The sequence below is a fragment of the Roseibium sp. LAB1 genome (assembly GCF_054658235.1).
Genome location: NZ_BAAGIB010000003.1, coordinates 457,993 through 481,559, shown reverse-complemented (window position 1 = coordinate 481,559; position 23,567 = coordinate 457,993). Strand labels below are relative to the sequence as shown.

24 protein-coding genes are annotated in these 23,567 nt (G+C 60.9%); 22 read left to right on the top strand and 2 right to left on the bottom strand.

What is annotated here, in order from left to right; genetic code table 11:
• Nucleotides 1–15 precede the first annotated feature (15 nt).
• The 18 genes from ACYQ54_RS20260 (at nt 16) to ACYQ54_RS20175 (ending at nt 17,047) form a co-directional block, all read left to right on the top strand.
• Nucleotides 16–1,257: a DUF58 domain-containing protein gene (locus ACYQ54_RS20260; RefSeq protein WP_460085784.1), complete on the top strand. Its 1,242-nt coding sequence runs from the start codon at nt 16–18 to the stop codon at nt 1,255–1,257.
• Entirely contained in the window at nt 1,257–2,252 is a 996-nt protein-coding gene (locus ACYQ54_RS20255; RefSeq protein WP_460085782.1) for a stage II sporulation protein M, read from the top strand. Before ACYQ54_RS20260 ends, ACYQ54_RS20255 begins: the two co-directional genes overlap by 1 nt.
• Entirely contained in the window at nt 2,249–3,172 is a 924-nt protein-coding gene (locus tag ACYQ54_RS20250; RefSeq protein WP_460085781.1) for an RDD family protein, read from the top strand. The genes ACYQ54_RS20255 and ACYQ54_RS20250 overlap by 4 nt, the downstream gene beginning before the upstream one ends.
• Nucleotides 3,173–3,221: 49 nt before the next feature.
• Nucleotides 3,222–4,112, top strand: coding sequence for a hypothetical protein (locus tag ACYQ54_RS20245; RefSeq protein ID WP_460085780.1), 891 nt, complete (start codon nt 3,222–3,224; stop codon nt 4,110–4,112).
• Nucleotides 4,113–4,391: 279 nt separating this feature from the next.
• Entirely contained in the window at nt 4,392–5,174 is a 783-nt protein-coding gene (locus ACYQ54_RS20240; RefSeq protein ID WP_460085778.1) for a hypothetical protein, read from the top strand.
• A gap of 194 nt (nt 5,175–5,368) precedes the next feature.
• Complete coding sequence (gene ccmA / locus ACYQ54_RS20235) at nt 5,369–6,031, top strand: heme ABC exporter ATP-binding protein CcmA (protein WP_460086116.1); 663 nt, start codon at nt 5,369–5,371, stop codon at nt 6,029–6,031.
• Nucleotides 6,028–6,699 (top strand): heme exporter protein CcmB, encoded by a 672-nt coding sequence (ccmB, locus tag ACYQ54_RS20230; RefSeq protein ID WP_460085777.1) that lies wholly within the window; start codon nt 6,028–6,030, stop codon nt 6,697–6,699. Before ccmA ends, ccmB begins: the two co-directional genes overlap by 4 nt.
• An 80-nt stretch (nt 6,700–6,779) precedes the next feature.
• On the top strand, nt 6,780–7,547 hold the full coding sequence (locus tag ACYQ54_RS20225; protein ID WP_460085776.1) for a heme ABC transporter permease: 768 nt from the start codon (nt 6,780–6,782) through the stop codon (nt 7,545–7,547).
• A gap of 5 nt (nt 7,548–7,552) precedes the next feature.
• Nucleotides 7,553–7,735 (top strand): heme exporter protein CcmD, encoded by a 183-nt coding sequence (gene ccmD / locus ACYQ54_RS20220; RefSeq protein WP_460085774.1) that lies wholly within the window; start codon nt 7,553–7,555, stop codon nt 7,733–7,735.
• Entirely contained in the window at nt 7,732–8,352 is a 621-nt protein-coding gene (locus tag ACYQ54_RS20215; protein WP_460085773.1) for a DsbE family thiol:disulfide interchange protein, read from the top strand. The genes ccmD and ACYQ54_RS20215 overlap by 4 nt, the downstream gene beginning before the upstream one ends.
• A 190-nt stretch (nt 8,353–8,542) precedes the next feature.
• A complete protein-coding gene (locus ACYQ54_RS20210; protein ID WP_460085771.1) occupies nt 8,543–9,463 on the top strand; it encodes an NAD-dependent epimerase/dehydratase family protein in 921 nt (306 codons plus the stop codon).
• Nucleotides 9,464–9,630: 167 nt separating this feature from the next.
• A complete protein-coding gene (locus ACYQ54_RS20205) occupies nt 9,631–10,749 on the top strand; it encodes an acyltransferase family protein (protein ID WP_460085770.1) in 1,119 nt (372 codons plus the stop codon).
• A 142-nt stretch (nt 10,750–10,891) separates the two neighbouring features.
• Complete coding sequence (locus ACYQ54_RS20200) at nt 10,892–11,521, top strand: DUF6962 family protein (protein ID WP_460085768.1); 630 nt, start codon at nt 10,892–10,894, stop codon at nt 11,519–11,521.
• Nucleotides 11,522–11,530: 9 nt separating this feature from the next.
• Nucleotides 11,531–12,670, top strand: a complete 1,140-nt coding sequence (locus ACYQ54_RS20195; RefSeq protein WP_460085767.1) for a cyclic nucleotide-binding domain-containing protein — start codon at nt 11,531–11,533, stop codon at nt 12,668–12,670.
• 57 nt (nt 12,671–12,727) lie between these two features.
• The gene (locus tag ACYQ54_RS20190) at nt 12,728–13,663 is read left to right on the top strand and encodes a fatty acid desaturase family protein (RefSeq protein WP_460085765.1); all 936 of its coding nucleotides are present in this window, start codon (nt 12,728–12,730) and stop codon (nt 13,661–13,663) included.
• A 16-nt stretch (nt 13,664–13,679) separates the two neighbouring features.
• A complete protein-coding gene (locus tag ACYQ54_RS20185; protein ID WP_460085764.1) occupies nt 13,680–14,897 on the top strand; it encodes a class I SAM-dependent methyltransferase in 1,218 nt (405 codons plus the stop codon).
• On the top strand, nt 14,894–16,111 hold the full coding sequence (locus ACYQ54_RS20180; RefSeq protein WP_460085762.1) for a glycosyltransferase: 1,218 nt from the start codon (nt 14,894–14,896) through the stop codon (nt 16,109–16,111). Before ACYQ54_RS20185 ends, ACYQ54_RS20180 begins: the two co-directional genes overlap by 4 nt.
• Nucleotides 16,112–16,114: 3 nt before the next feature.
• Nucleotides 16,115–17,047 carry a diacylglycerol/lipid kinase family protein gene (locus ACYQ54_RS20175; protein ID WP_460085761.1) on the top strand — a complete coding sequence of 311 codons (933 nt, stop codon included), beginning with the start codon at nt 16,115–16,117 and terminating at the stop codon, nt 17,045–17,047.
• Nucleotides 17,048–17,062: 15 nt separating this feature from the next.
• On the opposite strand, the gene ACYQ54_RS20170 is transcribed toward ACYQ54_RS20175, so the two are convergent.
• The gene (locus ACYQ54_RS20170) at nt 17,063–18,229 is read right to left on the bottom strand and encodes a hypothetical protein (protein ID WP_460085759.1); all 1,167 of its coding nucleotides are present in this window, start codon (nt 18,227–18,229) and stop codon (nt 17,063–17,065) included.
• Nucleotides 18,230–18,642: 413 nt separating this feature from the next.
• Here ACYQ54_RS20170 and ACYQ54_RS20165 point away from each other — a divergent pair, with 413 nt between their 5' ends.
• From ACYQ54_RS20165 to ACYQ54_RS20150, 4 genes are all read left to right on the top strand, one after another.
• Nucleotides 18,643–19,317: a DUF1223 domain-containing protein gene (locus tag ACYQ54_RS20165; RefSeq protein ID WP_460085757.1), complete on the top strand. Its 675-nt coding sequence runs from the start codon at nt 18,643–18,645 to the stop codon at nt 19,315–19,317.
• A 228-nt stretch (nt 19,318–19,545) separates the two neighbouring features.
• Nucleotides 19,546–20,433: a cation diffusion facilitator family transporter gene (locus ACYQ54_RS20160; protein ID WP_460086114.1), complete on the top strand. Its 888-nt coding sequence runs from the start codon at nt 19,546–19,548 to the stop codon at nt 20,431–20,433.
• A gap of 92 nt (nt 20,434–20,525) precedes the next feature.
• Complete coding sequence (locus ACYQ54_RS20155; protein ID WP_460085755.1) at nt 20,526–21,350, top strand: carbohydrate ABC transporter permease; 825 nt, start codon at nt 20,526–20,528, stop codon at nt 21,348–21,350.
• A gap of 69 nt (nt 21,351–21,419) precedes the next feature.
• Entirely contained in the window at nt 21,420–22,103 is a 684-nt protein-coding gene (locus ACYQ54_RS20150) for an HAD family hydrolase (RefSeq protein ID WP_460085754.1), read from the top strand.
• 133 nt (nt 22,104–22,236) lie between these two features.
• Here ACYQ54_RS20150 and ACYQ54_RS20145 read toward each other — a convergent pair whose 3' ends face one another.
• Nucleotides 22,237–23,457 (bottom strand): ammonium transporter, encoded by a 1,221-nt coding sequence (locus tag ACYQ54_RS20145; RefSeq protein ID WP_460085752.1) that lies wholly within the window; start codon nt 23,455–23,457, stop codon nt 22,237–22,239.
• Nucleotides 23,458–23,567 lie beyond the last annotated feature (110 nt).

Below are 23,567 nucleotides of genomic sequence, written 5' to 3'. Positions count from 1 at the left end.
GCCCTGGCCGTCTCGGTGATCACGGTTGTAACCGGGGGAGCCGCGCGTGAAATCGGCGCGGTTCCCTGGGTCGTGCTCGTGCTCCTGGTCGTCATCGATCTGGTCCTGTCGCTCCGGCGTCCGCAGAACCTGACCTTCGAGGCCCCGGCCGAGGTCTTCGTCGGCGAGACGGCAAGGCTGGAACTGGATCTGCAACAGGCACCTCAGGGCCTGCAGGGGAAACTCGACTGGCCGGACGGCCTCGCCGGTGACGCCGTATTCGCATTTTCCACGGCAACGGACGGCGCCGCGCGTGCCGAGATTGCGTGCCGGGCGGTCCGGCGCGGTGTCTGGCGTCTGGATCATCTCTGGCTGTTCTGGCATTCCCGACTCAAGCTGCTGGAGTTCGTGCCGAAGCTGGTTGTCGGGGCGGAGATCCGGGTCGTGCCGAACATCCGGATGGTGCAATCCGGGCAGATCACCACCACCGTTTTGTCGACGCTGTACGGTGTGAAGGAAAACCGTGCCGTCGGCGAGGGATCGGAATTCCAGCAGCTTCGGGATTTCGTCCAGGGTATGGACATCAAGACAATCGACTGGAAGCGGTCGGCCCGGCGGCGCGCGCTCGTTGCCAAGGAATTGCGCGCCGAGCGCAACCACCACGTCATCGTCGCACTCGACAACGGCTACCTGATGCGCGAGGAGATCGGCGGCCTGCCCAAGATCGACCACGCCGTGACCGCCGCACTGGCAACCGCCTGGGCAGCAGCCATCGGCGGCGATCTGGTCGGCTATTATTCCTATGACGTGAAACCACGCACCTTTTCAGCCCCCGCTCCGGGCCGAACCGCATTCGCGCGGCTGCGCAGCTGGACGGCAGAGCTGTCCTATGTCAGCCGAGAAACCAACCACACCCTTGCCCTGACCGAGTTGAACGCACGCACGCCCAAGCGCAGCCTGCTGATCATCTTCACCGATTTCGTCGACACCACCTCGGCCGAGCTGCTGGTGGAGAACATCGGCATCCTGGCCAAGCGTCACTTGCTGATCTTCGTCGCCATCCGCGACCCCGACCTGGAAGAGCTGGTGGAAACGGCCCCGGGGGATCTAGATGGCGCGGCCACGCTTGTTGCAGCCAATCAGGCCCTCAACGAACGCCGCCTTGTGTTTGAAAAGCTGTCCCGCATGGGCGTTACCATCGTGGACGCCAAACCGAATGCCGTCACCGCGCGGCTGATTTCCGCCTATCTTGAAATCAAGGCCCGGGAGCTGATCTGATGGACACACAGGATCTGATGCGCTCCGCCCGGTTCCGCAAGGAGCGGGAAGCCGACTGGCAACGGCTGGAAACCCTGGTCCGCAAGGCGGAAGGCCGGGGCCTTCAGCACATGGAGTTCGCGGAGACCCGGGATCTGGCCTCGCTTTACCGGCAAGCAACGACCTCTCTGGCGATTGCGCGCGAAATCTCGCTCGACAAGGCTCTGCTCGGCTATCTGGAAGCGCTCACGGCGCGCGCGTATCTGTGTGTCTACGCTCCGCAGGAACGGCTTGGCGGGTTGATGGAGCGCTTCTTCAAGGAAGGCGCGCCAAGGGCCATGCGCCAGTCCTGGCTCTTTATCCTGCTCGGCTTCCTGTGCATGGCCCTCGGCGCCTTGACGGGCTATCTGCTCTATTTCGAGAACAACGACTGGTTCTACGTGATGATGCCGTCCGAGCTTGCCGGCAACAGAGGCCCCGACGCGACAACCGAATCCCTGCGGTCCGTGATCTACGGCGCCGACCAGGCAAGCGGGCTCGGTGCGTTTGCCACCTACCTGTTCTCCCACAACACCCGCATCGCGATCTTCGTTTTCGGACTTGGCGTCTTTGCCTGCGCACCTGCCATTCTGTTGACGTTCTACAACGGCTTGTCCCTGGGGGCGTTTCTGGCTCTCCACGTCGACCGGGGCCTTGGCCTAGACCTTGTCGGCTGGCTGTCTATCCATGGCGTGACCGAAATCTCGGCCATCTGCATTGCCTGTGGCGGCGGGTTGCAACTGGGTGCCGCAGTGCTTTTTCCTGGTGACCGGTCACGCAGCGTTGCCTTGCGGGAGGCCGGGCGCGACGCGGTGAAACTGGCGATCGTCGCGGCCATCATGCTGGTGGCCGCCGCACTTCTGGAAGGCTTCGGCCGGCAACTGGTGCAGGACCTTGAAGCCCGGCTGATCATCGGCTGGGGCATCGGTGCGCTCTGGCTGTCCTGGTTCCTCCTGGGCGGACGGAGCCGGCGATGAGACTGCGCTTCTGGAAACGAAACAAGAGTGACCGACCGTCACCGTCAACATTGGTGCCGCCGGAAGGCGTGGCGCTTACGCTGCCAATCGCGGGCATCGGCGTGCGCTTTGCAGCCCAGCTCACCGATATCGTGCTGACGGTGATAGCCGCTGCCTGCCTGGTGATCCTGCTTGCCCTCATCGACCTGACAACACCACAGACACTGACGGCCATCAGCGTCCTGCTGTTCTTCCTGATCCGCGTTCCCTACTACGTCCTTGCCGAGCTGGCGTGGAACGGTCAGACCGTCGGCAAGCGCCTGATGAAGATCAAGGTGGTCTCCCACGACGGCGGACCGCTGACCGCCCGCGCACTCGTCCTGCGCAACCTGATGAAGGAAGCGGAAATCTTTCTGCCCGGAACGCTGCTTCTGACGCTGGATTCGGCAACACCGCTGGCCTCGCTTGCCGCCTTTGCCTGGGTCACGATGGCGCTGATGATACCGTTGTTCAACCGCTACCGGCGCCGGCTGGGCGACATGATGGCCGGCACCCATGTGATCCACCTGCCCGTGCCGGTGCTTTTGAAGGATCTGGCAAGCGAGACGGTCCCGGTTGGGACGACACGCAAGAAGTTCGTCTTCCTGTCGCACCAGCTCGACCATTACGGCGCTTTCGAACTGCAGACACTGGAAACACTGCTGCGTGCCCAGAACACACCTGCCGGGGCGGAAGCTGCCCGCCAGCGCAACGCCACCCTTGAAGCCATCGTGGAAAAGATCCGCAAGAAGATCGGCTATGCCGCACCGGTGCCCCCGGTGGACCGGCTGCCGTTCCTTCAGGCGTTCTACAACGCGCAGCGCGAACATCTTGAGCAACGCCAGTTGTTCGGCGACAAACGGGAAAACAAGCATTACGCCCAATCCGGCGAAGATCGTTAGCCTTCCACAGGGCTCTACGCGTTTCCAGTCACCAGGTGGACCAGCCAGTTTGCAGAAACAGGACAATCACTCCCTCAGAGCCTATTTCCTGGACCGGGTGAGCCAGAACGACGGAACGCAGCCAGGCCATGCACGGCAGCCGCTTGGTGTCGGCACGCTGATAGCAAGCAGTTTTTCCATTCTCTTCCGGCATCTTGTGCCGGTTCTCTTGATCGGCTTTCTGCCAAGCCTTCTGGGGTCCTTGCTGGCGGGTTCCCTTGTCGGCTTCAACGCGGCGCTCAATCTGGAGAGCGAAGGCGCCAACGAACTTTCCGGGCTCGGCGACCTTGTCACGGCCTTTGTCGATATTCTCGTCTTTGCCGTCATCGCGGCTTTTCTCGCCCAGCTGACCTATGACGCCAGACTGAAACGTCCGATCTCGATTGCCCGCTATGTGCTGCCGGCGCTCAGGGCAATCATACCGATCTGCCTGCAAAACGGCCTGCTCGCCATCATCTTCGTGTTCATTGTCCTGCCGCCTGTCTTCCTGGCGGTCTATGTGGACACGACCCTGATTTCCTTTCTGGCGCTTGCGGTACTGCCCGTGGCCGCACTCTGGGGATGTGCGGTCTTTTCTGTCCTGTCACCCGCCGTCGTGATTGAGCAGATCGGCTTTGGCGGCCTGCGGCGCAGCTGGGCCCTGACGAAATCCTACCGCTGGCAGATTGCCGGGGCAGGCCTGCCGGTCTGGCTCTGTTCGCTGGCGATCCTGATCGCCGGAGCCTTCCCCGTGGAAATTCTCGCCAGTGAGGGCAATTACGTCTGGGCCCTGCCCCTGTTTGCCGCAACCAACGCCCTGAGCAGCAGCCTCATGGCAACCCTCGCCTCGCTGGTCTATGGGAGGCTGCGGGAAATCAAGGAAGGTGTCGGTGTCGATCAGATAGCTGCCGTCTTCGACTGAGTGTCAGGAGGACTGCACTTCCGCGCATGGCCCCGCTTGTCGCCCGCCGCAGAAGGTTTTATGGTGAAAAATCGCAAGAGCACCCTTCGTTCGGCCGAAAGAAGATAAGATGCTCGCGCGATCAGCATATACCGGTTTTCGGACAGCCCTGGCCTCTGGCGGATGATCTTCACCGCCTGATTGTCGAGCTGAAACCGCTGGCATGCGGGCTGGAATTAGGCGGGCTGGAATTAGATAGCCACTTTTGAAAAAACTATTGGAATTTTACGGAGCAATTGAATGAGCGACACGACCCTAAGCCAACCGGCAGCTTCTCTTGGAGTGGGCTCCATCATCGGCGAGAGTTTCTCGATCCTCCTCAAGCATTTCGTTCAGGTTGTCATCGTCGGCTTCGTGCCGAACCTGATCGGCTTCCTGATTTCCGGCTTGCTGGTCGGCTTTGGTGCTGCTCTCGGCATCCAGGCACAGGAATTTTCCGGTCCCGGCAGCGCGATTGCCAACGTCCTGTCCATTCTGGTCAGCATGGTGGTCTATTCCATCACCACCGCGCTTCTGGTACAGCTCGCCTATGACGCCAAGCTGTCGCGTCCGGTACAGCTCGGCCGCTATTTCGGCCCCGCACTGAGTGCAGTCGTGCCGCTGGCGGTCCTGTCGATCGTGGTTTCGATCCTCGTCGGTATCGGCCTGGTTCTGCTGGTCGTTCCGGGCCTGTGGGTCTATGCGGTTTTCGCCGTCATGGCACCGGCAGTCGTGATCGAACGCGCCGGTTTCGGCGGTCTCGGACGCAGCAAGTATCTCACCAAGGAATACCGCTGGCCGATCCTGGGTGCGCTGGTGCTGGCTATCATCTGCGCCACCATCATCAACATCGTCGCACTGTTCGTCGTCGGCCTGGTGGCCTCTGCCGGCAGCATCGGCATGGTTATCGGCGTCATCCTGTTCGCCGCCATTTCCACCGTTGGCGCGGGCTTCCTGAGTATTCTTGTCGCGCTGATCTATGCGCGCCTGCGTGAAATCAAGGAAGGCGTCAGCGTCGACCAGATCGCATCCGTCTTCGACTGATAAAGGTGCTCAACGCGGGCATGCTTGCCTTGCGTTTGCGAATCTGTTCGGCAAGCGGGTCCGGACACAAGAACACCCGGGGCCAACCCCGGGTGTTTTGTCTTTGAGCAAAGACAAGGCGGGGAATTTTCCTTGCATCATAACAGTGCGGCCAACTAACAAGGTTCAACCCAACCTGCCGCCGGAGCATTCCCCTGAGACTGATTGCCGAAAACCTGACCATCGACCGCGGCGGACGCCGGGTGTTTCAGGACCTGTCCTTTGATCTTCCGTCCGGTACGGCGCTGGTCGTGACGGGGGCGAACGGCATCGGCAAGTCCTCGCTTTTACGCACGTTGGCGGGTCTTGTTGCCCTTGCCGGCGGAACCTTGCGGCTGGAAGAGGGTGAAGGCGACCGGACCCCGGCAGAACACGCCCACTATTTCGGCCATCAGAACGCGGTCAAGGCAGCGCTGTCGGTGCTGGAAAACCTGTCGTTCTGGCAGGGCTTTACCTCGCCGGTCTCGACACCTGCCTATCGTGCGGCTGCGCTGTCACCCGAGGCGGCACTCGATCTTCTCGGCATTGGCCACACTGTCGACCTTCCTGCGGGCTTTCTGTCGGCCGGGCAGACAAGGCGCCTTGCGCTTGCCCGGCTTCTGGTCACCCCGCGCCCGATCTGGCTGATGGACGAGCCGACTTCGGCGCTCGACAAGGCATCGGAAGGCCAGCTTCTGGACCTGATGAACGGACATCTGGCTGCCGGCGGCCTCATCGTCACTGCTACCCACACCGATCTGGCACTTGCCAATACCAGGATCCTGCATCTGCGCACCGCCGATCCCGTTTCCCTGCCTGAAGAGGATCTGCCAGCATGAGCAACTGGGCAGTTGTGCTGTTTCGACGGGATCTGAGGTTGTCGGTACGTGTCGGCGGCAGCGCGCTGGTGGGCGTGCTGTTTTTCCTGGCCGTTGTCACCGTCATACCCTTCGGCGTCGGACCGGATCTGAACCTTCTCTCCCGCATCGGTCCCGCTATCCTGTGGATCGGCGCGCTGCTGGCGACCCTTCTCGGACTGGACCGGCTGTTTCAGGCTGACCGGGAGGACGGCACGCTGGACCTGATGCTGATGGCAGGACGATCGCTGGAACTTCTGGTGCTGATCAAATGCCTGGCTCATTGGGTGGCAACGGGCCTGCCGCTGGTGATCGCAGCCCCCCTGCTCGGCATCTTTCTCAATCTCGATCCGGTCGCCACAGGAGCCGTCACGCTGACGCTGCTCGTCGGCACGCCGGCCCTGACGCTGATCGGCGCCATCGGAGCGGCGCTTACCGTTTCCCTGCGCCGGGGTGGACTGCTGCTGGCCGTGCTGGTGATCCCGCTGGCCATTCCCGTGCTGATCTTTGGCGTCAGTGCCGCGGACGCTGCCATTCACGACCCCGTGCCGTTTCTGACACCGTTCCTGATACTGTGCTCGCTATCCTTGATCGCAGCGGTGATCGGCCCGCTTGCCGCCGCCGCCGCGCTCAGGTTTGCAGGAGATTGACGGCAATTTGACACCGCGCAATGCACCCTGCGGCATACTCGTCCATTGAAGCGGACAACGCTCTAGATTAGAACGGTTCCATGGCAATTTGGGATTATGCAAATCCGACGCGATTTTTGAGGCTGGTGCAGGTGGTTCTGCCCTGGCTCATTGGTCTGTGCATCATCGCGTTCGCCGCCGGGCTCTACATGAGTTTCTTCGTCGCGCCCGAGGACTATCAGCAGGGCGACACCGTGCGGATAATGTATATTCATGTGCCGGCTGCCTGGCTCAGCATGATGTGCTACTCCATTATGGCGCTGTCCTCACTCGGCACCCTTGTCTGGAAACACCCGCTGGCCGATGTCTCTGCCAAGAGTGCGGCCCCCATCGGCGCGGCCTTCACCTTCATGGCGCTGGTGACCGGATCGCTCTGGGGCAAGCCCATGTGGGGCACCTACTGGGTCTGGGATGCACGGCTGACGTCGGTCCTGGTCCTGCTGATCATGTATCTCGGTCTGATGACGCTCTGGCGCACCATGGAAGACCCGATCAAGGCCGGCAAGGCGGCAGCCGTGCTGACGCTCGTCGGTGCGCTGAACCTGCCGATCATCAAGTTTTCGGTCGACTGGTGGAACACGCTGCATCAGCCGGCCAGCGTCATGCGCATGGACGGCCCGACCATTCACCCGGACATTCTCTGGCCGCTGCTGGTCATGGCACTCGCCTTCACGCTGCTGTTCTTCGTACTGCATCTGATGGCGATGCAAAACGAGATCCTGCGCCGACGCGTGCGTGCCCTGCGCCTGCGCGCCGCCAGCGCGGCCCAGCCGGGCACGGCGGCGGCCACGGCTCAGCCTGCGGAGTAATTCTCATGGATCTAGGCCCACACGCTGGTTTCATCTGGGCATCCTACGGCCTGTGCCTGCTCACGGTTTTCGGCCTGATTGCCTGGGTCCGCATCGACAAGGCCCAGCAGGAAAAAGCCCTCAAGGACCTGGCTGCCCGGGGCATTTCCCGCACACGACCGGCCGGCGAAGGAAAAACAAGCTCATGACGTCCCACGATACCGGTGCCGGACAACCCGAACCGAAGACCGCCAAACGCGGCTTCCCGGTTCTGGTGCTGCTGCCGCTGGTGGTGTTTGCCGGCCTTGCCGCCCTGTTCCTGTTTCAGCTGACCCTTGGTGGCGACCCGCAGAAAATTCCCTCCGCGCTGATCAACAAGCCCGCCCCGGACTTCGACTTGCCACCTGTAGCGGGCCTCACCGACGGCAACACCGCCGTTGCCGGATTTTCCCGGCAGGACCTCAGCGGCAAGATTTCCGTCGTCAACGTGTTCGCCTCCTGGTGCGTGCCGTGCCGCCAGGAACACCCGCTGCTGGAAGAACTGGCCAAGGTCGAAGGCATCCAGCTTCTGGGCATCAACTACAAGGACAAGCCGGAAAACGCGCGCCGGTTCCTGGGCAGCCTCGGCAATCCCTATCAGCGTGTCGGAGCCGATACCGGCGGCCGCACCGCGATCGAATGGGGGGTCTACGGCGTGCCGGAAACCTTCGTCATCGATAGGGATGGCATGATCCGGTACAAGTTCATCGGCCCGCTGAGCCCCGAAACCTACTATGACGTCTTCCTGCCCGAACTGCAGAAGATCATGGACGGCAGCAACTCCTGACCCTGCTCACCTTGTGACGCCCGCATGCTTTCCCGGCGCATATCAGCCAGGGCGGACGCGGGTTCGCTTTTGCCTCACCGTTTTTTCGGTCGGTGCCCTCAGCAGGCCGGAAGAGCCCCATTTACAAATCGGCACGGGGCCGTTCTAAAGACCGGATCAACTTTGAACGCCGAATCCGGAGAGGCCTGTCTTGAAAGTACTTGTGATCGGCGGCTGCGGGTTCATCGGGTCTCATGTCGTGGACAAGTGCCGGCAGGAAGGCTTGTCTGTGCGGGTGATGGACACCCGGCCGGAACTCTACCGGCCGCCGCTTCCCGGCGTCGACTACGTGTTTCAGGATTTCACCGATCATCACCGGCTTGCAAACGTCCTGTCCGGCGTGGACGCGGTGGTGCATCTGGCCAGCACGACTGTTCCCTCGACATCGAACCTTGATCCGGCTGCAGATATTTCCGGAAACCTCGTTCCCACGGTCCGCCTTCTGGAAGCCATGCGGACAAGCGGCACAAGGAAGCTGGTCTTCTTTTCTTCCGGAGGGACTGTCTACGGCATTCCTGAAAAGGATCCGGTGCCTGAAGACCATCCGCTGAACCCGATTTCCTCCTATGGCATCGTCAAACTGGCGATCGAGCAGTACCTGCGCATGGAACAACAGCTGCACGGTCTGGAGTTCGTTGCCCTGCGGCCGGCGAACATCTATGGACCGCGCCAGGCGCAGGTCGGCCTGCTGGGCGTGATCGGAACCTATCTGCGGAAGGTGGCGGAAGACGGCCCCATCGAAATCTGGGGAGACGGCAGCGTCGTGCGCGACTTCGTTCATGTCGAGGACATCGCCGACCTGTGTCACCGCGCCCTGATCTCCAAAGCCACCGGCAGCTTCAATGCCGGCAGTGGCGAGGGCACCTCCGTTTCGAGAATTGTCGAGATCATCGGCCAGACCACCGGCCGCGCTCTGGAACCGGTCTACAAGCCGGGCCGCAATTTCGATGTTCCACGGGTGGTGCTTGATATTGCCAAGGCCCGCGCGACATTCGGCTGGCTACCCGCTGTACCACTTCAACGCGGCATCCGGGAAACCTGGGACTGGGTGAGGCAGCACAGAGCGCCCTGATACCCCGCCCGTGCTCTACCCGCGTTACCGGTCGGCGATAGCGCGGCGCACGATTTCGCCGGTCAGGTCGGTTCACGTCATTTACTCATCTTAAAAACCGCGTCGGCATAGTGCGTCGGCAAACCTACGGCTTTTTAGTCCGTGGCTGAAGGAAGGGCTACCTGGGCATGAACGCAATCGACAGCGCGGCAAAAGTGCGACTGGAACAACTGACCGGACTGCGTTTTTTTGCAGCCTTGCTGGTGTTCGGGGTGCATTTCCGCTGGGACACAAGCGGCGACTTCGTCAAGACCATCGCCGAACAGGGTTATGTCGGCGTCTCGTTCTTCTTCATCCTGTCCGGTTTCGTGCTGACACAGTCCTACAAGACGAGAATCCTTGCCGGGACCATCTCCTTCCGCAATTACTTTCTGCTCCGGATCGCCCGCCTGACACCCTTGCACTTTCTCACCGGCCTGCCGTTTCTCTACTTCTCGATCATGCAGGTCGAAGCGATCTACTCCGAGGAATTCAGCGTCATCAAGACGGTCCTGAACCTGACCTACCTGCAGAGCTGGAGCCCCGTTTCGTCGATCTATTTTTCCCTCAACGCTCCGTCCTGGTCGTTGTCGGACGAAATGTTCTTCTATCTGTGTTTCTTCGGCCTGGTCGCATTCTCACCGCGAAAGCTCCTCGCGCTCACAGTGGGGCTCGGTCTTGTGGTTTTCGCGTCGGCCCTGCTGGTGCAGGTCTTCCTGGGCGACGTGATCTTCTTTGGAAAATACCCTTTCTCGCATTGGCTGTTCTACGTTTTCCCCGGCTTTCGCATTCTCGAGTTTCTGGTCGGCATGGTGCTGCATGAAGTCTGGCGCCGCGGGTTCCGTCTGCCCGGTGCCGTTCAGCCGTTCACCTATGTCCTGCTGTTCCTGGCCATGTGGCTGGCGCCCGGCGTCCCGGACCCGTTCCGCTATTCCCTGTTCTACCTGCCGGTGATCACACTGTTCTTCTATGCGCATCTGACGGAAGGCGCGGCACTAACGCGGGTATTCGCGACCGGCCCCCTTGTCCTGCTGGGCAACGCGTCTTTCGCCTTCTACCTGGTCCACCAGCCGTCGCTCCATCTGATGAACATCTTCCTCCGGCCGGCCATCCCGGCGGATATCGTTTTCTTCCCGGTCTCGCTTTGCATCACGGCCGCGTTTTCGATCTTCCTCTATCGCATCTATGAAATGCCGGCGGAGCGTGCGTTGAAATCTCTCGTCACCGGTAAACGGTCCGCTGCAGTGCCGAGCAAGGCAACGTCCTGACGCAGCAAAGTCCTCACCTGACGGCGGTGGCCCGTTTAACATAATCTCAACGGTGACGGCGGATCATGGCGGCCATCCGGCAAATTTCAGACCGGACACCGCCAGCCGCCACCGGTCCGATTGGCGCCAACCATGAGTATTCTTGTTGCTTTCCGAACTAGCCCTTTCCGCCCTCACCGACGTGATCCTGGCCTGCGAGCTGTTTTTCCTCGCCGGATTGAGTCTGCGTCCGGGCATTCAGCCGCTATCACCAGCCTGGATCTGGAGCCTGACACTGGCTTTGATTGGGCTTGCCTCGATGCTTGGCGCCATTGACCACGGGTTCTTCGAACCCATCGGACACGAGGCACACCGTCCTCTCGTGATCGCAACCCGCATCGTCATCGTCCTGGGAAGCCTCAGCATGATCGTCGCGGCCAGCTTTCAATATCTGTCCTCGCCTCTGCGTCAGGGCTTCGTGGCTGCGGGTGCCCTGGGCGCACTCTGGCCGGTATTCATGATCCTGACGTCCGACGACTTTCTGTCCGTGATCCTGTATTACTCTGCCGGCCTGATATTCCTGCTGGTGTTGAGCATCATCCGCTTCCGCCAGAACAAGGGAACGCTGCCGATGATTGCCGGCATTCTGCTTACCCTCGGTGTGTCTGCGATGATCCCGATGCAGAGCGCGGGTTTCTGGGGCCTCGGCCTCTATGGCAGCTACCATGTGTTGTTGATGCCGATCGTCGTGCTCCTGTATCTCGGCGGCCGCTGGTTCAGGACCGTGAGGTAGGGGAACAGCATGCGCAGTGCCTCCATCCCGGCTGAAGAGACGATCCCGGACCCGGAAGATCTGCAGGCGATCTTCCAGAGAATGACGGAGTTCATGCCGCAACGAGTGGTCGATGCGGTCCGGGCCGCGTCGCACAAGGTACGGGTCGCACCTCATCAGGACGTCATCATCGAGGGAGAGACAAGCGACGCTCTCTACATCGTTCTGGAAGGCACCTTCGGCATCTATCGCAAAGGGGGCGACACCGCCTCGGATCACCGCGTCGCGGAAATCGGTCCCGGACAGCCTTTCGGCGAGATGGCCCTGCTGGACGGCGAACCCCGGTCGGCATCCGTGCGCGCGGAAACCGAAGGTGTCGTGCTGGAGATCGAACCCGATCACATTCGCAGCCTCCCCGACGGTGACGCTCGATTCGCTGAGTTCAAGGGAGCCCTGGCCTCCTTCGTCACTCGGCGCATGCGTGCGTCCACACAGGAACACGTCGCGGCCCTGCAGCGCGAACTGGATCTTCGAAACGAACAGCAGCAATTCGGCAAGTTTTTCGTCTACTCGCTGATCATGATGTCCATCGGCACGCTGGTGAACAACGTGCTGGCGCGGACCATCGTCAATGTGGACATCTACACCGAAGTATTCGCCTGGCAGTATCTGGCCATCCTGCTGGTACCCAGCCTGTTCGTCATTCGGCACATGGGCATCTCGATCGCCTCGCTCGGGGTGACCACCGTCGGACTGAAGAAATCCCTGTTAGAGGGTGCCATCATATCGGTCGGGCTCTGCATCTTTGCATGGGGTCTGGCGGCAGTTCTCAAATCCTTCGACGCGCTTCCGGGCAAACCACTGCCGTTCAATCTGCTGGGAACACTGAGCTACTTTCTTCACAGTGCCTTGCAGGAGATCATCGCCAGAGGCTTTCTGCAGTCATCTTTCCAGCGTTTTCTCGGAGATCAGGGAAAATGGCGATCGATCCTGCTCGCCTCGGTCCTGTTCGGAATGTTTCACCTGCATTTCGGCATTCCGGCCGTGCTGATGACAATCGGCACCGGATTTATCTTCGGCTGGATCTACATCAGGCATCAGAACATCGCCGGCGTGATCCTGATTCACTACATGATGGGGGTCGCCGCCTTCAATACAGGCTTGATCTGAGACGCAAGCCTAAGATAGTGCTGCTGGCTCGACCCTATCGCAGCAGGTTGGAACGACATGATTGCCCGTGACTATTTCATACCGCGACCAGCCGTTTATTATCGCGATTTCTGCTTTTACCTGGCGCTGTTTGTCGTGGGGTTTGCATGGGGTCTGAACGCCTCCTGGCCCGCGGTTATCCTGCCCTGGCTGCTGGCGACATTCGGCCTGCACCGCGCGGGCCTCTTCTGCCACGAAATCGTTCACATCAAGGATGAGAAGCTGCGCGGTTTCCGGGCGCTCTACACCTGGACCGTGGCAATCATCGTCATGGTTCCGCCGCTGCGGTTTCAACTGCCGCATCTGGCACATCACCGGCTCGGCGTTTTTGGCACACCCGAAGATCCGCAATACCCGCTGGTGCGTGGCAATCCGTTTGCCATGGCTATGGTTCTGCTCGTGATCCCCTTCATCGTGCCTTTCACCAATCTCCTGATGACGGTTACCGCGGCTTTCGGCGCGTTCCGGGTTGAAGCGGCGCTCGACCGCTGGGCAACAGAGAAGCTCGGCTTTTCGCTCAGCTCCGCCCTGACCCCGCAGCAGCAGACGGAAGTCAGCCGGCACGCACGGATCACGCTCGCGCTCTTTGCTGCCGCCATGATCTTCTTCCCCTGGGCCCTGCCCTTCTATTATGCCGTCCTGGTTCTGGGCTGGGCGCTTCTGACGGCGCGCATCCCGCTGGAACATGAACTGGAACGCCTGGCGGAAACCTCCGGACGGGAAGACCAGATGATCGACAGTTTCACGATCGAGTCACCCCTGGCGCTGATCGTGCAGCCGGTGGGCTTCCGCTTTCATACGGCGCATCACATGTACCCCGGCGTGCCCTATCACAATCTGCCCGCGCTCCACGAGGAGCTGAAGCGCACCGTTCCCGAGTACCGGGACAGCATCATTTCGATTTGGACTGCAATCAGCGGACCCAAACGCCGCCCTGCAAATTCTCTTCATTGATTTAGAAAGCCCACCAATGAAAGACGTTATCCGCCAGCTCGCAGAAGCCATGTCTGCGGCCTCTCCGGACGCTCAGTTCGAGGTTCGTTATTGGGATGGAACCGGCTTTTCCATCGGAACCGAGCCTGAATTCATCCTGCATTTCAAAAAGGAACGGGCACTCTCAAGGGTTCTCTCGGATGCCTTCATGGGCTTTGGTGAAAGCTACATGCTGGGCGACATCGATGTGGAAGGCGACATCAAGAAGCTCTTCTATCTGGGCTTTGCCATCGACTTCGCAGAGCGGCCCATGTCGCTGATGCGTAGGCTCAAACTGGCCTTTCATTTCCTGCGCGCACGCAACACCATTGCCCGCTCGCGCGAGAACATTTCCTTCAGCTACGACATCGGCAACGATTTTTACGAGATCCTGCTCGGGAAGGGTATGATCTACACCTGTGCCTATTTCACCTCGCCGGACAACACGCTCGATGAAGCGCAGAACAACAAGCTGGAACTGGTCTGCCGCAAGCTGTGCCTGAAGCCTGGTGAACACATTGCCGATCTCGGCTGCGGCTGGGGCGGTTTCCTGATGTATGCCGCCGAAAACTACGGCATCACCGGTGTCGGCTTCACCATTTCAGCGGAACAGCGCGACTATGCGGTTCAGAAGATCGCCGAGCGCGGCCTGTCCGACAAGATCGAGATCCGCCTGAAAGACGCCCGGGAAGCAGACGGCCTTTACGACAAGGTCGCCTCGATCGGCATGGTCGAGCATATGGGCAATGCCCAGATCGCGCCGGTCTTCGAACGGATCGCCCACATCCTCAAGCCGCAGGGTCTTGCCTTCGTGCACACGATCGGCAACGAAATTCCGCGGCCTATCGACCCCTGGATCGACAAATACATCTTCCCCGGAACGCAGGCCTCTCCGCTGACGACGATGGTCGAGTCTGCCGGCAGGAATGATCTCTACATGATCGACCTTGAAAACATCCGGCTGCATTATCCGCCGACGGTCAAATACTGGCTCGCCAATTTTGACGCAAACATCGACCGAATCCGCGAGATGTACGACGACACCTTCGTCAGAAGCTTCCGGCTGTATCTGGAAGTGGCCAGTTCTTCCTTTAGCTGGGGCGACAACCGGCTTTATCATCTGCTGATGACCAAGGGACTGAACAACGACGTGCCGATGACCAGGGAGCATCTGGTCCTGCCGAAATCCGGCGTTTCCCCGGAAGGTGGTGCATGACGGATCCCGTCCATGTGGCAGTGATCTATACGGACGCAGGCGGCGGCCACAGGGCCAGTGCCTTCGCTCTCAAAGCATGTCTCGAAGGCTCCGGCAGATACAGGGTCAGTCTGATAAACCCCTACACCTCGCTGATCCCGCATCTCGACCTGTTCAGCCGCTTCGGATCGCGCACGGGAGAGAACATCTACAACGAGGTCATCCTGCGCCAGGGGCGCACCGGACTCACCTGCTGGCTCTTTTATGCCGCCCTGCGCCTGAACTACGTCTTCTGCGAATTGCCGGCCATCAGAATACTCGCCCGGCACTTCGAGGACATACGCCCGGACGTTGTGCTGTCGGTCATGCCGCTTGGCAACCGCGTGATGCTGGAAGCGCTGAAACATTACCGCGCGACAGTGACCGAAGGCCTGCTGCCGGAAGGCGCTGTCATGATCACGGACTGGGCCGAACTGGCCAAGGGTGTATGGTTTCCCAACCGGGCCGACTACCATGCGATTTGTGGCACGCAGGACGCCTTGCGCAATGCCGAACAGCTGCCGAAGCTTGCCGGCAGGATCCATGCGATGGGCGGCCTGCTGATCCGCCCGGAATTCACCGATCCCGCGCAACGGGCCAGCCGGGAATCACTGAACCTCTACCCTGCCAGACCTGTCGTCACAGTGCTGTACGGCGCCCAGGGCAGCATGCGGATGATCGAACTGGCAAGTGCACTGCGCGACATTCCGCACAACGCCCAGGTGGTGTTCCTTTGCGGCCGGAACGAAGTCCTTGCCAACGACCTGCGGGCCATGGACCTGCCGTTTCCGGTCCGGATTCTCGGTTTCACGGACAAGGTTGCACAGTATCTTTCCGTCAGTGATCTTTTCATCGGCAAACCCGGCCCGGGCAGCACCAGTGAAGCGATGGCGCTCGGTCTGTCCATGCTGCTCGACAAAAGTCTGGCATTGCCTCAGGAAGCTGCCGTCCTGCGCCACGTGACCAAGTCCGGTTCGGGCCAGGCCTTTTCGACAACCGCCGACTTCCGCGAGCATTTCAAGGCCGCCATGTCCGCCATCGAAAGCGGCCAGGCACGGCAACCGGTTGCCGCCAACACCTCGCCCGCCGACATTCTGGAGATCATGGACCGCATCGGCACCTCGCGTGCCCCGGCAGCAGGCTCCCTGCGGCCGACCGGCGAAATGCCGCGCACCCGGCAAGTATCCAGAGCCTGATCGATGCCTGCCGACGACCAGGGACCCGCGACGGGATACTATTCCCCGCAAGAGCGCGGCCTCAAGATTCGGGTCGTCTACAATCCCCGCACCGGACACAAGCGCGAGAAGCGCTTCCGGGCGGTCCTGGCCCGACTTGAGGCCGATGGACACACGTGCGAAATCCTGAACACGACAAAGGCCGGTGATGCTGCAGGTTTCGTGCGGGAAACGGCCTCCGGCGACTTCGATATCCTGGCAATCGCGGGTGGCGACGGCACGATCAACGATGCGATCCAGGGGGCCGATCCGCAAACGCCTCCGCTCGGTATCATTCCGCTTGGAACGGCAAATGTGCTGGCCCATGAACTGGGCATCGGCACGGATCCCCGCCGGATTGCCGCCTGCCTCACGGGGGGCCGCGTCCTGCCGATCCAACCGGGCCATGTCAATGATCATCGCTTCATGATGATGGCCGGTATCGGGCTCGACGCCCAGGTGGTTTCGGATCTCCGCAGCGCGGTCAAGACCCGGTACGGCAAGGCCGCCTACCTGATCGAGGTCGTTCGCACCCTGCGGCGCTGGCACTGCCCACCGCTGGACATCCGAACCGACGGCGTGCCCGTAAAAGCGGCCACGATGATCGTCAGCCGCGGGCAACGATATGGCGGCACATTTGTTCTCGCACCGGGTTGCGATCTTGCCAGCCCAAGGTTGTGCGCAACGCTTTTTCCGCCCAGTGGAGCTCTTTCGGTCTTCGGGCGATTTCTGCTGATACCGGCAGGATTGCTCCTGAGGCTCGGTCTCGTCGATCAGAAACCTGCCCGGACGGTCGAAATCCTGGGGCCGGTGGGTGACCCCATACAGGCCGATGGCGATATCGTCGCGCATGTTCCTGCGCAGATTTCGGTCTGCGACCAGCCAATCCGGTTTTGCGTGCCAAAGACAATGGGCTGAAACGGCTCCTGGAACTCAGCCCCGGCTTTCCAGCCCGGCAAGGACGGCAAGGCGACGGCAGGCGCTCATCCAGTCAAAATCCTCGCGCGCGGCAACCGGTGGCTCGGGCACCGTTACCAGGGCATTCTCCAGCGCCTCGAGCGCACCATCCAGCTCGGTGTAGAAATGGGCGTTGGGGTATGCCTTGTAGGGCAGGTTTCCTGGACAGTCGGGCAGGATGACATGCCGTCCGGCGACAAGCGCGTCGGCGGTCGCCGTGCACAGGATTTCGCTTCGGGACGGGTTCACCATGATCCGGTAGCGTCCGATATCGGACCAGAACCGCCGGTTGGGACCGAAGAACCGCAAATCCGCGCCTTGCTTTCGGGCGAAGGCACGAAACTCATCTTCGTCTCGGCCGCCGCCGATGACGTCGATAGGCCTTTTGGCGCGCGCGGCAATGCGGGCGAGGTCAGCCAGGCCCTTCTCCCAGAGGAAGGCACCGAGGAAATAGACCCCTTCGGTGTCTTCCGTGACGAGGGGCACCTGCGCATAGCCCGGCATGACACCGGTGACCCGTTCCACCGGCATGGTGACACCCGGCAGGGTCAGGGCTGGAGACAGGCTGAGGGGCAGATCGATCCGAAGCCGCAAAGCACGGCCATGAAGATAGGACACCAGCCGGGCGAGACTGTTTGGAAATGGCAATCCGGACATGCGGATGTAGGTTTCATAATCGGTCATGCTGAGGCCGATGGTCTTCTCCGCCCGTATCCCCTTGCGGCCGGTCGTGACCGGATACCAGCACAGATGCTCCGGCTCGCTCGCGATCAGGCACCGGGATGCCGGCGCGGCGCGGTAGACATCTTCCAGCGGGACGATCGACCCCATGCCTGCAACGTAACGCGCACGATACGGCCTGCATTCCGGCAGTTTATAGGCACCGAAGGCTTCAAGTTCCGTCTGAAGCCAGGCGACCTGTTCGTCGAAATCGGCAAAGCGCGCTTCACCCCACAAACGTTGCTGGGAGACGGCATCAAGCCAGGGGAAAACATAAACGACCCGATAGCCGAGTGTTGCCAGCCCGCAGGCGTGCCACAACGAGATGAAGGATGGACCGGTCATCCATGGCAGCGCGGAACTTGTCAGAACAGTGAAGTCGAAGACCTCATGACGTTGGTCTTTTTTGCCGGGCAGGGTCACTTGTCTCCAGTTTCAACTTGCAGAACCATGGCGCCGCACCAGGCAAGACACGAGACAGCGGCCGGTTTGCGCCACCAGAACACATGATTCTCCTCCGGAAACAATCCACTACCGCCGGGAAAGTCGGTAACGCCGACCAAAATCACGGCACCTGCCTTTGCCGGTTTTATGACGACCTGCCACCACTCCAGATGGTGAGGCCTTGTCACAAATGCGCGAAGGGCGGCGTCTACGACCAAAGTCACCCGCTCGTGACTTTCGGTTGAGGGCTCCATTGCATATTTTAAGATCAATCGAACAAGGAACTGAGCCAAATGGTGGGATCATTTTCACGGAAGGCCGGCAAGGCCCTCCGAACCGCGGTCTTTGTAACAGGCGGAATAGTCGCTCTGGCAACCTCGATGGATGGAGCCGTGGCGCAGCCTGAAAAGGTCATCGAACTGTTTACCAGCCAGGGCTGTTCCTCCTGCCCACCGGCCGATCGCCTGGCGGAGAAGCTGGTGAAGGAGGACAACAACGTTCTGACAATGGTGATGCCGGTCGATTACTGGGATTATCTTGGCTGGAAGGACACGCTCGCAAGTCCCGTCAACTCCCAGCGCCAGCGCGCTTACGCTGCACAGCGAGGCGACCGGTCGGTCTATACTCCGCAAATGGTGATCAACGGCGAAGAACACGTCGTCGGCAGCCGCGAGGGCGATGTGCGGGCCGCCTTGGCACGGACCGATCCCTTTACCGCCACAGTCGATCTGAAGATTACCGACATGGTGGTCCAGGCAACGGTGAACGGCACACTGCCCAAGGGCGTAAACATGGCGACCGTCTATTTCCTGCGCATGCAGGATGAGGCCCTGGTCGATATCGGTCGCGGCGAAAATGCCGGCCGCAAGGTGCGCTACGTCAATGTGGTGCGCAACCTCCAGCCGATTGGCATGTGGTCCGGCGGACAGGAAACCTTCCGCATGCCGAAGTCCAAGCTGATGTTGAAGGGCGATGCCCGTTGCGCGGTCGTGGTGCAGCTTGAGGACCGGGATGGCCCCGGCCGGATCATCGGCGCAGCGATGATGAACAAGAGCGGCGGTCTTTGATCCGCCGCCCTTGGTGTGGCCCATTATCAATTCCCTCTGAAAATCGGGGCATTTGGCTCCAAAGCCGGGTTGTAACCCCCGCAAAAACTGCTACCCCTTGCCCGGTTCGGCCAGCCTCGGGATCGTAACCTCCGCAAAGCGCACGGTTTGCGATACGCAATGGCCGGTCACGTTCTCTGCTTTGTCTGCATCTGGCGGAGCGAATCGGTCCTGGGGGAACGCATGAAATTGAAGCGCAGGCTTCGGATAGCCTTTTTGAGCATCGTTTTCGGCGTGGCTGTTCTCGGTCTCAAGATCGGGGCCTACCTGCTGACGGGCTCGATCGCGCTTTATTCCGACGCGCTTGAAACCACGGTCAACATTGCCTCTGCCATCGCGACGCTTGCGGCGGTGTGGTTCGCGTCCAAACCAGCCGACAGCAACCATCCCTACGGCCACGACAAGGTGGAGTACTTCGCTGCGGTTCTCGTCGGCGTAATGATCGTGCTGGCCGCCCTGTCGATTTTCCGCGCGGCCTGGCTCGGCTTCGTCAATGGCGACAGCCCGGAATATTCGGCGGCCGGCATTGGCATGAACCTGCTTGCTGCTGTCATCAACGGTGCCTGGGCGCGTTACCTGATAAGATACGGCAAACACGCGCGCTCGCCTGCCCTGGTTGCCGACGGCAAGCATCTGATGACGGATGTCGTCAGCTCGGTCGGCGTTCTGGCCGGTGTCGTTCTGGTGATGCTCACGGGATGGAAGGTGATGGACCCCGCGCTTGCGGTTCTGGTCGGTCTGACCGTGCTCTGGTCCGGTTGGGGCCTGGTCAAGGAATCCGTCGGCGGCCTGATGGACGAAGCCGCCTCCGACGACGTCCTGGACAAGATCCGCCTGCTGATTTCCGAACATGGCGAAGGCGCGCTGGAAGCACACGACCTGCGCACGCGCATTGCCGGGAAATCCACCTTTATCGATTTTCACCTGGTGGTGCCGGGCGAAATGCCGGTGGACAAGGCGCATGAAATCTGTGACCGCATCGAGGTTGCCATCGTTGACGATGTCCCCGGAGCACGAATTACCATCCACGTCGAACCGGAACACAAGGCCAAACATTCCGGCATTGTGGTTCTCTAGCACATCATCTTAAGGTCGATCACCGTCTGGACGCCCAATCACACCCGATTGAGGGCTCGTTGCTCCAGAACCAATCGAGGAACCAATCGCATATGCCCAACTGGCGGCGCTGGCACGCCCAGCTTCTTGATCATCTGATCCTGATTGGCGGCGCCCTTTTGATGACGCTGCCGGTCTATTCGATCTTCGCCGCCACCACCCATGAGGGCGGAAGACCGCGGCCGAGGCTCGATCTGGGCGGACACGCACTGGACAACTACAGCGCCTTCCTTCAGTCCAGCGCCGGCTTTTCCGGCGACGTCACGGTGTTGTCCATGCTGTGGAATTCATTTCTGCTGGGAGCAGGGTTCGCAACGCTGAAGGTCGTTCTGTCCCTCATGACGGCCTATGCGCTGATTTATTTCCGGGTCCGGTTCGCCAGCGCCATCTTCGCGGTGCTTCTGCTGACCCTGCTTCTGCCGCTGGAATCGCGGTTTCTGCCGACCTACGCCGTGACTGTCGAACTCGGCCTCGTCAACACGCGTGCAGGCCTCATCCTGCCGCTGGTGGCCTCCGGGCTTGGGACGCTGTTCTTCCGCCAGTTCCTGATGACGGTGCCGGACGCACTGCTGGAATCCGCCAGGATCGACGGGGCAGGACCGCTGAAGTTCTTCAAGGACATTCTGGTGCCGCTGTCGCTGCCCACCGCGGCCGCCCTGTTCCTTGTGCTGTTCGTCAACGGCTGGAACCAGTATCTGTGGCCGGTCATTGTCACCTCGGAGGAAAGTACCTACACGCTGGTGCGCGGCATGCAGTTTTTCGGCAACGCAAGCCCGCGCGGACTGATGCTGGCGGTACTGGCCATAGTGCCACCGGCACTGCTTGTCATATTGTTTCAACGACAAGTCGTTAAAGGCCTGTTCGACGGCTCACACTGACGACCGCAGGTCTTGAAGACCGGCATCCCCGCCCCAAGTTTCCGGAACGACCCGAAAGGCCCGACATCCATGACATTTGAAGCGATCCTGTTCGACTGTGACGGTGTTCTGGTGGATTCGGAGATCATCTATGTCGATGTCGAACGCGAACATCTGGCCCGAATCGGCCTCAAATACGAGCTTCATGAGTATATGGACCGGTTCCAGGGCCTCGGCAGCACGGATTTCTGGGCTGCGCTCGACCGGGACTACCGGACGCTCGGCAAGGGTCCGTTGCCGGAAACCTTCGGACCGGAGCTGGATGCCGCCACCCAGGAGCGGATCGACCGGGAGCTGGCGGAAATCAAAGGCATCAAGCAGCTTCTGGCTGCCCATGACGGCCCGCGCGCCGTTGCGTCCTCCTCACGCCTGCACCGGCTGACCCACAAATTGCAGCACACCGGGCTCTCCCCCTATTTCGAGCCCCATATCTATTCCGGCGAGCAGGTTGCCAACGGCAAACCCGCGCCGGACCTGTTCCTGTTCGCGGCAGACAAACTGGGCATTGACCCCAAGCAAGCGCTCGTGGTGGAGGACAGTGTCAACGGCGTGAAGGCGGGCCTTGCCGCTGGCATGACCGTGTGGGGCTTCGTCGGTGGCGGCCACTGCCATGACGGTCATGCAGACCAATTGCTCGGCGCGGGTGCCCACCGCGTGGTCGACAGCCACGACAACCTTGCCGTCCTGCTGCGCAGCGAAAGCACTGCCGCCTGAGCCTGATCGTCTGCTGGATCCGACGTCAGCCAACACCCGGTCAAATCCGGAGGTTCAAGACCGCATGCAGTCCGTTTCCTTCGGATTGCCATGAAAGACCAGTGCGCCTTTGACAGGCGCACTGCCGGTCAGCTTACCGTCCGAGATCGTGCTCCGGATTGGCGCTGATCTTGTGGATCGAAAGATCCGCGCCGCGGTGCTCGTCTTCCTGAGACAGCCTGAGGCCCATGGTTGCTTTCAGGGCTCCGTAAACGGCAAGACCCGCACCCAGGGCATAGGCAGCACCCAGCACCGTGCCGATGACCTGCGAGACGGGAGAGACACCGCCGAGACCGCCAAGCGCCTCCAGCCCGAAGAAACCGGCCGCAATGCCGCCCCAGGCGCCACAGATGCCATGCAGAGGCCAGACACCCAGCACATCGTCGATCTTCAGCTTGTTCTGGCAAATCTCGAAACCGGTCACGAAGACACCGCCGGCCACACCGCCAACGATCAGGCTGCCGACAGGATGCATGACGTCCGACCCGGCACAGACGGCCACGAGGCCGGCCAGCGCTCCGTTGTGGACGAACCCCGGATCGTTCCGGCCAACCACCAGCGCCACGAGAATACCGCCGACCATGGCCATCAACGAATTGATCGCCACCAGCCCGGAAACGCTCTCCAGCGACGCGGCCGTCATCACGTTGAAGCCGAACCATCCGACGCAGAGCATCCACGAGCCCATGGCAAGCCACGGCAGAGAGGACGGCGGAATGCCGATGGGTCGGCCGTTGCGGTCGTAGCGGCCCATACGGGCGCCGAGCAGCAGAACGGCGCCAAGCGCGATCCAGCCACCCACGGCGTGGACCACGACAGAACCGGCAAAATCATGGAACGGCGCACCGAACGTCGCTTCCAGCCAGCCCTGGAAACCGAAATTTCCGTTCCAGACCAGGCCTTCGAACAGCGGATAGACGATTCCGACCAGCGCCACAGTGGCCAGGCATTGCGGCCAGAACTTCATGCGCTCCGCGATACCGCCGGAGATGATCGCCGGAATCGCCGCTGCAAATGTGGTCAGGAAGAAGAACTTGACCAGCGTCAGGCCCTGAAGCTCAAACCCTTCACCGCCTCCGGACAAGGTCGCCGCATTCACCAGAAAGGTGGCGCCATAGGCAACGGCATATCCGACAAAGAAATACGCCACCGTCGATAACGCGAAATCGACAAGGATTTTTACCAGCGCGTTGACCTGGTTCTTCTGCCGAACGGTGCCGACTTCCAGAAAAGCGAACCCGCCATGCATGGCGAAGACGAGAATGGCTCCAACAAGGACGAAAAAGACGTCCGCCCCGACCCCGGTTTGATTCATTTTGACCCCCAGATAGGCAATTTGCCGTTTGTTTTTGCGTTTCGGAGCGCTGAGCATTCAAACTGCATGCCAAACGGGCAAGCGATCAAAAAAGACGCGGAAATCAGCCG